At 53.6% G+C, this 12,326-nt stretch carries 12 protein-coding genes; 7 read left to right on the forward strand and 5 right to left on the reverse strand.

Annotated features, from left to right (window positions below; all coding sequences use genetic code 11):
* Positions 1–5 precede the first annotated feature (5 nt).
* Both AC56AD_RS02355 and AC56AD_RS02360 read right to left on the reverse strand, forming a co-directional pair.
* Complete coding sequence (locus tag AC56AD_RS02355; RefSeq protein ID WP_012507300.1) at positions 6–890, reverse strand: branched-chain amino acid ABC transporter permease; 885 nt, start codon at positions 888–890, stop codon at positions 6–8.
* Positions 891–912: 22 nt separating this feature from the next.
* Complete coding sequence (locus AC56AD_RS02360) at positions 913–2,136, reverse strand: ABC transporter substrate-binding protein (protein ID WP_012507301.1); 1,224 nt, start codon at positions 2,134–2,136, stop codon at positions 913–915.
* A 276-nt stretch (positions 2,137–2,412) separates the two neighbouring features.
* Here AC56AD_RS02360 and AC56AD_RS02365 point away from each other — a divergent pair, with 276 nt between their 5' ends.
* From AC56AD_RS02365 to AC56AD_RS02380, 4 genes are read left to right on the forward strand one after another with little or no spacing between them, the layout of a single operon-like run.
* Positions 2,413–3,138 (forward strand): ABC transporter ATP-binding protein, encoded by a 726-nt coding sequence (locus tag AC56AD_RS02365; RefSeq protein WP_012507302.1) that lies wholly within the window; start codon positions 2,413–2,415, stop codon positions 3,136–3,138.
* Positions 3,139–3,180: 42 nt separating this feature from the next.
* Complete coding sequence (locus tag AC56AD_RS02370) at positions 3,181–4,719, forward strand: hypothetical protein (RefSeq protein ID WP_012507303.1); 1,539 nt, start codon at positions 3,181–3,183, stop codon at positions 4,717–4,719.
* A 14-nt stretch (positions 4,720–4,733) separates the two neighbouring features.
* Entirely contained in the window at positions 4,734–6,758 is a 2,025-nt protein-coding gene (gene ligA, locus AC56AD_RS02375; RefSeq protein WP_012507304.1) for an NAD-dependent DNA ligase LigA, read from the forward strand.
* Between the two features lie 45 nt (positions 6,759–6,803).
* Entirely contained in the window at positions 6,804–7,187 is a 384-nt protein-coding gene (locus AC56AD_RS02380; protein ID WP_481859539.1) for a VanZ family protein, read from the forward strand.
* 40 nt (positions 7,188–7,227) lie between these two features.
* Here AC56AD_RS02380 and ubiE read toward each other — a convergent pair whose 3' ends face one another.
* Positions 7,228–7,977, reverse strand: coding sequence for a bifunctional demethylmenaquinone methyltransferase/2-methoxy-6-polyprenyl-1,4-benzoquinol methylase UbiE (gene ubiE / locus AC56AD_RS02385; RefSeq protein WP_012507306.1), 750 nt, complete (start codon positions 7,975–7,977; stop codon positions 7,228–7,230).
* Complete coding sequence (hisI, locus tag AC56AD_RS02390; protein ID WP_012507307.1) at positions 7,961–8,374, reverse strand: phosphoribosyl-AMP cyclohydrolase; 414 nt, start codon at positions 8,372–8,374, stop codon at positions 7,961–7,963. Before hisI ends, ubiE begins: the two co-directional genes overlap by 17 nt.
* A gap of 171 nt (positions 8,375–8,545) precedes the next feature.
* On the opposite strand from hisI, the gene AC56AD_RS02395 reads away from it, so the two are divergent.
* From AC56AD_RS02395 to AC56AD_RS02405, 3 genes are all read left to right on the forward strand, one after another.
* Positions 8,546–9,628, forward strand: a complete 1,083-nt coding sequence (locus tag AC56AD_RS02395) for an efflux RND transporter periplasmic adaptor subunit (protein ID WP_012507308.1) — start codon at positions 8,546–8,548, stop codon at positions 9,626–9,628.
* A gap of 18 nt (positions 9,629–9,646) precedes the next feature.
* Entirely contained in the window at positions 9,647–10,654 is a 1,008-nt protein-coding gene (locus tag AC56AD_RS02400; RefSeq protein ID WP_012507309.1) for a ferrochelatase, read from the forward strand.
* Between the two features lie 76 nt (positions 10,655–10,730).
* Positions 10,731–11,594 carry a LabA-like NYN domain-containing protein gene (locus tag AC56AD_RS02405; RefSeq protein WP_012507310.1) on the forward strand — a complete coding sequence of 288 codons (864 nt, stop codon included), beginning with the start codon at positions 10,731–10,733 and terminating at the stop codon, positions 11,592–11,594.
* A 5-nt stretch (positions 11,595–11,599) separates the two neighbouring features.
* On the opposite strand, the gene AC56AD_RS02410 is transcribed toward AC56AD_RS02405, so the two are convergent.
* Positions 11,600–12,319, reverse strand: coding sequence for an energy-coupling factor ABC transporter ATP-binding protein (locus AC56AD_RS02410; protein WP_012507311.1), 720 nt, complete (start codon positions 12,317–12,319; stop codon positions 11,600–11,602).
* Positions 12,320–12,326: the final 7 nt, after the last annotated feature.

Raw genomic sequence — 12,326 nt, forward strand, 5'->3', positions numbered from 1 at the left:
CTCCCTCAGACTTTCCTGATTATTTTTTTACCAAAGAGACCCTGGGGACGAATTGCGAGTGCAAGGATCAGCAGCACAAGAGCAGGAGCCTCGCGCCATCCACTTCCGAGCAGAAAACCGGAAATATTTTCCGTAGCCCCGAACACAACTCCCGTAAGCAGAAGCCCGAAACCACTACTGAGACCGGCAACCACTGCTACCGAAAAGGCCTTCAGCGTTAACGCCGCCGCCATAGTTGGCCCGACGGTCGTTACAGGAGCAATGATGGTTCCGGCAAATGCCGCCGCCATTCCGGAGAGCGCCCATGAAAGGGAGATCGCCGATTGCGAGCGAATGCCGCAAAGCTCGGCAGCATCCTGATCAGCGCTGACAGCCTGCACAGCAATACCGATCATGGTGTACCGCTTCGCAAGCTCTATCAACGCCATGATGCCCAAAGCGCCACCGGCGATGGCCAGCTCAGGCCAGGTAACCGATATCCCGAAAAACTCCAGCACCCCGTCAGGCCAGGGTGCCGGAAAGGCTCTGTCATCACGTCCCCAGATATTCTCCGCAGCGGAAACACCAAACAGCCCCACAATGATGGTCAGCAGAATCCACCCCTCATTCTGCTGCTGCAGGGCCAGCCGCACCGCAGAACGCTCAACAAACCACCCGAGAGCAGCGCCCGCCACCATAGCGCCTGCTACGGAAGCCCAGTAGGGAAGAGCGGAATCAGAGAGAGTCAGGCCAACAAAAGCGCCAAGCATCACCAGTTCACCCTGTCCAAAGTTAACCGCCTTGCCCGCCGCATGAGTGAGCTGAAACCCATACGCCACCAATGCATAGGCCATGCCCATCAGCCCGCCGCCGACAGCCATTTGAGCCAGAGCCAGAAGATCCCCATTCATAGTCGCAGGTCAGCGTAGCTCATTACCTCTTTCCCTCCAGCACACTCCGGTCAGCCGGATTAGCCAGCACAACCCTGCTGTTCTGCACCTTGCCCATGACCGTGTTCGAGCGGCGGAAGGCCTCATGTGTCTCCACATTTGCCGGATTCCACTTCGACCATGGCTTTTTCCAGTCAGCGATGCTCCCCCTGACGGTCACCTTGAGATTTTCCAATGCACTCTTGATGCTCGACGGCTTCGTAGAACCCGCCTCATGAATAGCCTCAGCAAGCAGCAGGGCCGCGTCATAACCCTGTGCAGCCGAAACCGGAGAAGGAATCCTTGCGACGCCATAAGCCCTGCGGTAAGCCTGTATAAAAGGTTTCGCCCTTGCTATCGACTCATCCTCAATAAAGGTCTGTGGCATCAAAGCGCCATTGCCAGCAGCCCCGGCCGTATCAATAAAATTGCTCATGGAGAGTGGCCATCCCCCAATCAGAGGAACCCTGAAACCCAGTTTCTGCTTCCCTGAGGCAACGGCGGCAAGCTCAGGCCCGATACCCCAGATAAGGATTGCCTGTGCACCGGCGGCCTTCGCCTTGATGAGCTGCCCGGTCATATCCTTGTCACCGATGCCGAACTTCTCGATAGCCACCACTTTCAGCCTGCCACCCTGCCTGTTGACCTGGCGGATAAGGTCATCACGTCCCGAAACCCCGTAGTTTGTTGCATCGTGCAAAATTGCAACCTTCCGGCACCCCATCTTTACAGCCTGCTCTACAACCATCTGTGACTGAATGCCATCATGTGCGGCAAAGCGGAAAATAGGCAGCTCCCTGTTACCCGCACTGCTCCATTGCGTCATTGAGGCGCTTCCGGCGGCAGGAGTAATGATTTTGACGATTCCCTTCTCAACGTAATACTTGTCACCCATCACAGCAATACCGGTGTTGACCGTCCCGATGACGGCCGAGACATCGCTCATCGACGAAATCTCCTGGGCAATCAGGGCGCCACGATCATTTTTCCCCTCATCGTCGCGTTCAATCAGCTCCACGCGCATCATGGTTCCGCCGACATTGATACCGCCTTTCTGATTGATCTGGGAAAAAGCCAGCTTGGCGCCATCCCTCATAGAGGCGCCCATCGGGGCTGATCCGCCTGAAAAAGGACCTGTGATGGCAATCTTGACGACATTGGCAGCCAGAGCGGCAGAAGAAAAACATGTCGCAACGAGAAACGGGAGAATAGAGCGGAAAGCGTTCATATTCTATTTATTTCTTGAGGTTTATGAGATTATGTTTCGAAAAGGCAACATTCACGAAGCTCGGAAGCGGGGGCTCTTTTTTACTCACCTGGTTATACCGCAATATAAAGCTCTTTTCACGCATATACAATAATCGAACTCCTGATCGCATCAAAAAAATAGCTATCCCTCTTTCTGCCTTTTTTGTTATAATATCCCACAGTGCCACTTTTCAGGGATCTTTTTTTACTCAAGGCACTTACCCGGCGAAATCCAGAACAACGAAGGTGGCAACCGATGGCTGAAACGATTCTCAGGCTTGAAAAAATCCGCAAAGAGCTTGGCCTCTCCAAGGCTATTCGCCAGACTATCATTCCAAACCTTTCGCTGGAAATCATGGCAGGGGAGTTTGTCGCTATAACAGGACCGTCGGGTTCGGGCAAATCCACCCTTCTCTATATCATGGGAGGGCTCGACAAGCCAACCTCCGGCACGGTATGGCTCGACGGGGAGGCAATTACCGAAAAAAATGAAACCGAGATGAACCATATCAGAAATGAAAAAATTGGCTTTATCTATCAGTTTCACTTTTTGCTTCCCGAGTTCAATGCCGTTGAAAATGTCAGTATGCCGATGATGATCAATGGTCGTCGCACCAAAAAAGAGATCAGGGAGCGGGCCATGAAACTGCTCGACATGGTTGACATGCAGAACAAATATACCAACAAGCCAAGCCAGCTCTCCGGTGGCCAGCAGCAGCGGGTTGCCATTGCACGGGCGCTGGCCAACGAACCCAAAGTGCTGCTTGGCGATGAACCGACCGGAAATCTTGACTCCCGCTCGGCCAACAATGTCTATCAACTCTTTGACCGTCTGAACCGTGAGCTGAACCAGACCGTTATCGTCGTTACCCACGATGAAGAGTTTGCAAACCGTGCGGGACGACGAATTCATCTGGTAGACGGACAGATCGAGAGTGACCGGCCACTTCGAACGATGGCAGAACCACTCTCCGGCAGCTAAATTAAACGATCGGCACGAACCTATCTTTATCCATACCAATCCATGACCTTGCTACTCGATAACATCAGGCTGACCCACCCCCATCTCTTCCAGGCATTTTCACTGCTCCCGGATGCAGAGCAGCATCTGCAGCGTATCATGGAACTCGACCGTTACTGGGAGCGGTTAAAGCAACCTCTCCGGCAAGTGATCATGCCGGGCGATACCCTGCCAAAAGATGCCCTTATCAGCGGCGAATATGATCTGATTTATGCAGGAGGAACCCTCAGTCTGCTCCATGCAGCCGTGATGGCGGGGAAGTATGGACGTAAAGTGTTGATTTTTGACCGCCAGACACCGGCAAAATCGACCAGAGACTGGAATATTTCAAGGAACGAGCTGATGAATCTCTCCGCCATCGGGCTCTTTACCGAACGAGAAGTTGACTCGACCATTGGCCGCCGCTACAAAAACGGCTGGGTCGAGTTTTACCAGCCTGATGGCAAGCAGAAGCGGCTTGTTATGGAAAACGTGCTCGATTGCGCCGTTGATGCCGACCGGTTACTCAATCTGGCAAAAGAGAGAATCCTCGGCGCACCGGGCAACGCCCTTCTTGCCGAAACCAGCTTTGTCCGTTGTTATCAATTTGACGACCACATCATTGTGCAGGTAGAAGATCGCCAGGGCAACCCCTTCTTCTACAAGAGCAAGGTACTGGTCGATGTGATGGGCATCCTCTCGCCCATTGCCATGCAGCTCAACGAAGGCATTCCCCAGACCCACGTCTGCCCGACGGTAGGCACCATAGCGAGCGGTTTTGAAAATGCAGTGTTCGATATCGGTGAAATTCTTGCGAGCATCGGGCCTGCCGATACATCGGCTGAAAAAGGGCGGCAATTGATCTGGGAAGGCTTTCCTGCTGAAGGGAGAAACTATATCACCTACCTCTTCTTCTATGACGAGGCCGACTCCCCGAACGACAAATCCCTGCTCAGCCTCTTCGAGAGCTACTTCATCACGCTTCCGGACTACAAAAAGCCCGGCAAGGATTTTCAGATCCATCGTCCCGTCTACGGCATCATTCCAGCCTACTGTCATGACGGGTTTAACCGGAGCCGTGAGATTGCCGATAGCCACATCATTCTCTTCGGCGACGCCGCATCACTCGGCTCTCCGCTCACCTTCTGCGGCTTTGGATCAATGGTTCGCAACCTCCACCACCTCACAGCCGATCTTGACCGGGCGCTCACGGAAAACAACCTCGCCAAAAAGCACCTCGAAAAAATCAGCGCCTATGAACCAAACGTCGCCTCGATGGCCAACCTCATGAAATACATGTGCTTCAACAAGGCCACCGATGAACCCAACTTTGTCAACGACCTGATGAACGAGGTGATGATTGTGCTCGACGACCTGCCCCAGCGCTATCGTCAAGCCATGTTCCGCGACGAAATGAAGATTGAAGAACTTGCAGTGGTGATGCTCCGGCTCGCCTGGCGCTACCCGAAAGTACTGGCAGCAACCTGGGAGAAACTTGGCATTCAGGGCTCCCTCTCCTTTTTCAAAAATCTTGCCGGATGGGCATTTTCAGCACTCAGATAACCTTTTTTTCATCGATGACCGATATCATTCGTGCCGCAGAGGCGATTGCACAGCTTCGCCGGGAGATCGAGCGGCACACCCATCTCTACTATGTTGAGGCAAAGCCGGAGCTCTCCGATTTTGAATTTGACCAGCTTCTCGATCAACTCATCACCCTTGAGCGGCAATTCCCGCAACTGCTTACCCCCGACAGCCCCTCGCAGCGGGTGGGAGGAGCCATTACCAGGGAATTTCCTGCAGTGCAGCATCGTGAGCCGATGCTCAGCCTCTCAAACAGCTACTCCATCACCGAGGTGGAGGAGTTTTACAACCGCGTCCGAAAACTCCTCGCCCTCGAAGGGGTTGTGGAGCAGGAGATGGTTGCCGAGCTGAAATTTGACGGTGTTGCCATCAGCCTCATCTACCAAGACGGCATTCTCGTACGCGGCGCAACACGGGGTGACGGTCGGCAGGGTGATGATATCACGGCTAATCTGAAGACCGTTGCCACCATTCCCCTCCGACTGGAGGAGACTCTTGTCGCAGCTCTTCAGGGGGAGGAGAGAGCGATCGAGGTGCGCGGCGAAGTCTTCATGCGCAAGGAGGATTTTGAACGTCTCAACGAGAGCCGTCCCGATGAAGATCGATTTGCCAACCCCCGCAATGCCACGGCAGGCTCACTCAAACTGCAGGATTCCGGTGAAGTGGCCCGTCGCAGCATGAGTTTTGTTGCCTACTACCTGAAAGGGCTCAAGGATGAATCCACACCCCACATCCATCGTCTCGAACTGCTCGCCCGTCTCGGCTTCTTTACCGGCGACCACTACCGGCTCTGCAATACCCTCGAGGAGATCAACACCTATATTGCCGAATGGGCAGAAAAGCGCTGGCAGCTCCCCTACGAGACCGACGGAGTGGTGCTCAAACTCAACGATGTCCCTTTCCGCGAAAAACTTGGCGCAACCGCAAAAAGCCCACGCTGGGCCATAGCCTACAAATATCCGGCACAACAGGCCAGATCGGTGCTCCAAAACGTGCTCTTCCAGGTAGGACGGCTCGGCACCATCACCCCTGTTGCCGAACTTGAGCCCGTCCTGCTTGCCGGTTCAACCGTCTCCCGCTCCACCCTCCATAACTTCGACGAAATCGAGCGCCTTGGGCTCATGCTCCGCGACCGGGTCATCATCGAAAAATCAGGCGAGGTCATTCCCAAAGTGGTGCGCACCCTCTTCGAAGAGCGCCCCGCCGATGCCATGCCCATTCTGCCGCCTACCCATTGCCCCTCATGCGGCGCCCCGCTCGTCCGACCGGAGAACGAAGTCAGTTACTCCTGCCCGAACGAAGAGGAGTGCCCGGCCCAAATAAAAGGGCGGCTGCTGCACTTTGCATCGCGCAATGCCATGGATATCCAGACCCTCGGCGACGCCCTCGTCGAGCAGCTTGTAGCCAAAGGGCTTGTCAAAGATCCCGGCGACCTCTACTTTCTTCAGGAACCACAGCTCGAAAAGCTTGAACGCATGGGGCCAAAATCGGCACAAAACATCCTGCGCGCTTTGGAGAAAAGTCGGGAAAAAAGCTATGAACGACTCCTCTACGCTCTCGGTATCCGTCACGTCGGACGCGCCACCGCCCGTGAACTCTCGCAAGCCTGCCCCTCCATCGATCTTCTCCGGGAGGCCAGCGAGGAGCAGCTTGCCACCATCCCCGATATCGGCCCGGTTGTCGCCCGCAGCATCATCGACTACTTTGCAAAACCATCATGGCCACACCTCCTTGAAAAACTCCGCACGGCAGCGCTGCAACTCAGTGCATCGGAGCCCAAAGAGCAGGTCAACCGCAATTTCGAGGGAGTCACAGTACTCTTTACCGGCAGCCTTGAACGCTACGACCGCCAGAAAGCCTCGGAACTGGTGCTTGAACGCGGCGGCAGGGTAGTCGGCTCCGTCAGCAAAAAGACCGGCATGGTTGTTGCTGGCCAAGACCCCGGCAGCAAGCTGCAGAAAGCCAACAAGCTCGGAGTCAGGGTTGTGTCGGAAGATGAATTTGAAGCCATGCTGTAAACGGAGACAACAATCAACCAGAAACCTCTAATCAGAGATGCGCCGGTGAACCAGAAAGAGCAAAGGGTGATGATCGCCGTCCGTCTGATACTCCTTGTTACCATCGCAGTTATCAGTTGGCAGGCCACCATCCTGAACGGCATAGAGCCGCCACCCTTCACGAATGGCGACAAGGTACTTCATTTTCTCGCCTTTGGAACGCTTGCCTTTCTGGTGGATTTTGCCTTTCCGCGCAGCCGGTTTGGCGCCGTCAAAATTATTCTGCTCATCCTCTACGGGCTGGCCATCGAGGTTGTCCAGTCCTGGCTGCCCTACCGATCAGCCTCCGCCGCAGACCTGCTGACCGATATTGGCGGTATCTGCACCTATGCGCTCTCCATACCGCTCCTCAAACGCCTGCAACTCTATCGCGGGCACTGGCAACAGTAATTTTTACAACACCAGAAACCCTCACTCCAACCCCGGCCACCTATTTTTTCGCGACATAGAGAATGGAGGTTTCAAAGGTCATCGGGAAAAAATTGGCCTGTTTGAAACCGCTTTTTTTCAGGATGGCGGTGAACGCCTCAGCCTGCGGAAACTTTTCAACCGAGTGGGGCAGATAGTCGTAGGCAAAGGTGGACTTGCTGAACAATCCCGCAATTTTCGGCAGTACTTTTTTGAAATAGACCAGGTAAAGCTTTTTCATAAGCGCATTACGCGGTATCATCGGCTCAATAATGAGCGCATGGCCGCCCGGCTTCAGGACACGATAAAACTCCCGCATCCCCTCATTCAGGTTTTCAAAATTTCTCACACCAAATCCGGCGCTGACCACATCAAAGCTCGCATTGTCGAAAGGAAGCTTCTCCGCATAGCCCTCAATAAAGCTGATCTGGGGATATTTTTTCCTTGCAAGAACCAGCATTTCAGGCGAAAGGTCAAGAGCAGAGACCTTTGCGCCCTCTATTTTCGACATGGAGTTCGCCAGGTCACCCGTGCCGGTAGCCACATCAAGAATCCGTGGAGCGCGATTTGTTCCGAGTACCTCCTTCGCCCTCTTCGTAGCCATTGCCCGCCAATAGTTATCTATTCCAAGACTGAGCAGATGATTCAAAAAATCATAGGTCGGAGCAACCTCATCAAACATTCTTTTGATAGAGGCCCTCGATTTCGTCTGATTCAGAGATTGCGCACTCTCCCTGGCCTGACGCGCCGAAACTTCAGCTTTTTTTGCCATAAACATCTTCCGGGTTAAACATCAGCGTGTCACAGATCTCCATGGAGAGCGCCTCTGTGGCTTTACGGTAAAAACAGGAGTGATAGCCAACATGGCAGGCGCCGCCAGTCTGTGAAACTTTCAGGAGCAGGGTATCGCCATCACAGTCGATCAGGATATCATGAACCACCTGCATGTTGCCCGACGATTCCCCCTTCAGCCAAAGCTTGTTGCGGCTTCGGCTCCAGTAACAGGCTCTCTTCTTGTCCAGAGTCATCTGGAGGCTTTCAAGATTCATCCAGGCCATCATCAGCACCTTGCCCGTCTCCTGATCCTGTACAATCGCCGGCACCAGCCCCCGGTCATCAAATTTAACCGTTTCAAGAAAGCTTTTCCCCATATCTTGATTATCGCCCATTGATGGTGTAGATTAAGTGGTTTTTATACAAGCGCTCCTCCCCCCTGGGAGGGCCTTCAAAAAGAAACAGTTTTTAAAGATTGATAAAATTATGGAAAAACCAAGATCGGAATGGATAAAAAGATCAAAACAGGTAACTTCCCAAAGCTGAATTCATATTAAACCAGGCACATGCAATCCCTACAGAAATTTCTTCCCAAATATACCATAGCTCTTGCTCTCCTTTTTCTTGCCACGGTCATTTTTCTGATGACGAGGGGCAACACCGTCGATATTGAGGTCGATCAGGTGACCAATGCAGAGCTGGTTCAGGCAATCTATGCAACCGGCTTTGTTGAGGCCGAAGCAGTAGCCAACCTCAGCGCTGAAACATCGGGCACGGTACGCTCTGTCGGTGCACTCGAAGGGGAGCATGTAACCGCTGGTCAGAAAATTCTTCAATTCAGCAGCCCCCAGCCAGAGTTCGCCGTTCGTGAAGCAAAGGCTGCCCTGGCCGAACAGCAGGCTCAGACCCACGACAACAAGCTGCGGCGAACCAGAAAGGAGAACCTCTTCCGTGAAGGCGCAATATCGCGTCAGGAGCTGGATGAGGCCGAAAAAATGAGCATCCAGGGCGAAGAGCTGCTCCGGCAGAAAGCCCTTCAGTTGCAGATGCGTGAAGATGACCTGAAAAAACTGACAGTCAGCGCCCCTTTTGCCGGTATTCTCACCCTCCAGAGCGTCAAAGAGGGCGATTATGTCGCAGCCAACAGCCTTGTCGCCCGGGTTGTTGACCCATCGGCCTATGTGGTTACCGTCGAGGTTGACGAACTCGATATTCCCCGTATACGCTTCGGTCAGGCGACGACCGTTGCCTTTGATGCCTGGCCCGACAAGCGCTTCAAGGCCACCGTCTCCCGTATTGTACAGCAAACAGACCGGGTCACAAAGACCTCAAGGATCTATCTGAAGCTCGACCATCCAGCCACCGACATTCAGGCAGGTATGACCGCAACAGCAAACATCATCTACAATATCAGGCCGAATGCCCTTCTGGTCAGAAAAAGCTCGCTCTTTGAAGAAAACGCACAGAGCACTGTCTGGAAAATTGCAAACGGCAAACTCAAAAAACAGCCAGTTCGGACAGGAGCAAGCGACTTGACCTTTGTTGAAATCTTGCAGGGGCTCAAAAAAGGCGACAAGATTGCACTTGCACCCGCAAAAAATTTACGTGAAGGCATGGAGGTCAACACCATTTCCCCCAGGAAAAACTGACCTCATCATGGAGAGCAGATGAGACAACGAGAGAAAATCGCCGTTATTCTTGCGGCGCATGGTGAGGCTGAAACAACCCGATTCATCGAAAACTACCGGGTTGCCTCTCATACGCTTGCGCACGCGGCCCTTGTTATGCCCATTCCAAAGCCGCTACAGAGAGCGATAGCGCTTACCTCATCACTCAAAAAAAAGCTGCGGGCAACAGCCGATACGCAAGCATCGCCACAAAACAGCATCACCCGCGACCAGGCAGCCGCCCTGCAGCGCCAGCTCAATCACTCTCCCGCAGCAGCGCTCTTCGACTTCGAGGTCCATGCCGCTTTTTCGGCTTCGCCCCCTTATGTGGAGCATGTCATGGAACAGACACGCTCCAGTGACGCTCAGGTTATCGTCTCCATGGCGCCCATCGACAGCAGCCTCTCCTGTGGTCTGATCTGCTCCTGTCTGGCCAACTCCCGCAAAGCTGAGGAGCTCGGGAAGGTCAAGGTTCTCAGTCGCTTCTGGAACGATGAGCAGCTCTACTCCATTTATTGCGATCACCTGTTTGAGCAACGTTCCCTGCGCCAGGCTCCCGGTAGCGAAGCGCAAACCCTCCTTCTGCTTTTTCATGGTACGCTGGTTGCCGATACCAAAGGAAATACCCCACAGTTTCGTACCGGTCTTGATGAAACACGCCATTTCGCCCGGCGCCTCCAGCAACTCATTGAAGAGGATCCCCGAAATCCATATAGCCGGATTGAGACGGTCTACCTCAACCATAATGTTGGCGGAGAGTGGACAAAACCCTCCTTTGAAGAGAGCTGCGCGAAGCTTCGGCAAAACGGAGCCGGAAGCGTTGACCTTTTCGCCGGCGGTTATTTTGCTGACGGCAACGAAACCATCCACCGTGCAGCGGAGCTTGCCGCGACGGCATCGGTAAAAAATGTAACATCAATTCCCTGCATTAACAGCACCCCCGCCTTTACCGCCTGGCTGACAGCAAGAGTCATCGAGGCCGCACGGCAGCTCCGGGGTTTGAGATGAACCTGCACGACTGAATGGTTAAGGCCTCACGCGTGTTTATTGTTCGACTGACGTTTCAGTCAATACCTGACAAAAGATGAAGAAAAGAGAGATTATTATGGGCAGAGCGGCTGTTTTTATTGATGGAGCCAACCTTTTTTATACACAGCGCCATCTGGGATGGCAGATAGATTTTTCCCGTCTGATGGCCTTTTTTATCTCCGGTTACGCCACCGTAGAGGCAAATTATTACGTCCCGGCATCAGAACCCGTCTCCGAAGAAAATGCCGCATTTACCAGAGTGCTGATGGCCCACGGCTACCATATCACCTCAAAACCGGTCAAAAAGATCGTCAACAAGGAGACCGGAGTCATCGTCATGAAAGGCAATCTCGATGTAGAACTTGTTGTAGACGCTCTGAGCCGAGCCGATCAGTACGACACCTTTATTCTGTTCAGTGGCGACAGTGATTTTATACCCCTGCTGAGGGCCCTGAAAGAGAAGGGAAAAGAGGTTCTGGTCTACTCCACCCAGGGGCTGAGCGCCAGAGAGCTGCTCGCCGAACCCGGCATAGCCTATCATGACCTTGCACTCCTCAAGGAGCGTATTGAACAGCTCCGGTCGGGAGAGGGTATGCGCACCGATGGCTCAGCGTCGGGTAACGATCAGGAATTTTCGCTTCCCCTCCCCGACATTGGCGTGACCTTTACCGGCAGCGTGCTGAAAATCCAGCCCTACGGGATATTTCTCAGCAATCCCTACCACGTCAAATGCCTTCTTCCCCTGAGCTTTCTCGGCATCAGCAAATATATCAGCGATTTAACAGCAATCGTGCGTATGACCGATCTCTTTGACGTTGTTGTTTTCCACGTCAATACCACCCGCGCCATTGCTGAAATTACCGTCAAGCTTGCCGACAAAAAGATGGTCGAAGAGCTGACATCAAGACTGGAAGGGTAGGGGGGCTATCGCTGAAGGCGGAGCGGCAGTTCCAGATCGTTGGCCTCAAGCAGCTCCCTGTTCCCGAGAATCTCTTCTGTCGGCCCGTCAGCCGTAATGCGCCCCTGCTTCATGATGCAGACTCGCTGGCAGGTATCCTGGATAAAATCAAGGTCGTGTGATACCGTTATTCTTGTTATGCCAAGCCCGTTAACCAGGTTGATCAGTTTTCTGCGGTTTTTCGGGTCAAGATCGGCAGTGGGTTCATCCATCACCATCACCTCCGGTTTCATGACCAGAACCGCAGCAAAGGAGGCAAAGCGCTTTTGACCCTGCGAAAGCTGTGAAGGCGCTCTGTTGCGCAGCTCCCAGAGGTTCAGCTCACGGAGCCTCGCTTCAACCACCATTGCGACCTCGGCCGCATCCATCCCCAGATTCTCCGGCCCGAACGCAACATCATCATAAAGCCGTGCCGTAAAAAGCTGGTCATCCGGATTTTGAAAGAGCAGACCAACCATCCTGTGGATTCGGTCAAGATTCTTTTTGTTCAGGTCTACGCCGCCAATCGAAATGGAGCCCTTCTGGGGCAGAAAGTAGCCATTCAGGTGGTTGACCAGCGTCGATTTTCCAGCGCCATTTGCCCCCACAATACCCACGGAATCACCTTCGCCGACAGCAAGGCTGATATGGTCGATGGCCTTTGTGCCGTCAGGCCAGGAAAAGCAGAGTCCTTCAATAGCGATCATTCGGGGG

It is taken from the genome of Pelodictyon clathratiforme (assembly GCF_982375515.1).

Excerpts from the sequence above, each read along its gene's own strand:
- AC56AD_RS02395 (WP_012507308.1), top strand. The coding sequence starts at position 8,546 with ATGCAATCCCTACAGAAATTTCTTCCCAAATATACCATAGCTCTTGCT.
- AC56AD_RS02370 (WP_012507303.1), top strand. The coding sequence starts at position 3,181 with ATGACCTTGCTACTCGATAACATCAGGCTGACCCACCCCCATCTCTTC.
- ubiE (WP_012507306.1), bottom strand. The coding sequence starts at position 7,977 with ATGGCAAAAAAAGCTGAAGTTTCGGCGCGTCAGGCCAGGGAGAGTGCG.
- AC56AD_RS02400 (WP_012507309.1), top strand. The coding sequence starts at position 9,647 with ATGAGACAACGAGAGAAAATCGCCGTTATTCTTGCGGCGCATGGTGAG.
- AC56AD_RS02355 (WP_012507300.1), bottom strand. The coding sequence starts at position 890 with ATGAATGGGGATCTTCTGGCTCTGGCTCAAATGGCTGTCGGCGGCGGG.
- ligA (WP_012507304.1), top strand. The coding sequence starts at position 4,734 with ATGACCGATATCATTCGTGCCGCAGAGGCGATTGCACAGCTTCGCCGG.
- AC56AD_RS02410 (WP_012507311.1), bottom strand. The coding sequence starts at position 12,319 with ATGATCGCTATTGAAGGACTCTGCTTTTCCTGGCCTGACGGCACAAAG.
- AC56AD_RS02365 (WP_012507302.1), top strand. The coding sequence starts at position 2,413 with ATGGCTGAAACGATTCTCAGGCTTGAAAAAATCCGCAAAGAGCTTGGC.
- AC56AD_RS02360 (WP_012507301.1), bottom strand. The coding sequence starts at position 2,136 with ATGAACGCTTTCCGCTCTATTCTCCCGTTTCTCGTTGCGACATGTTTT.
- hisI (WP_012507307.1), bottom strand. The coding sequence starts at position 8,374 with ATGGGCGATAATCAAGATATGGGGAAAAGCTTTCTTGAAACGGTTAAA.
- AC56AD_RS02405 (WP_012507310.1), top strand. The coding sequence starts at position 10,731 with ATGAAGAAAAGAGAGATTATTATGGGCAGAGCGGCTGTTTTTATTGAT.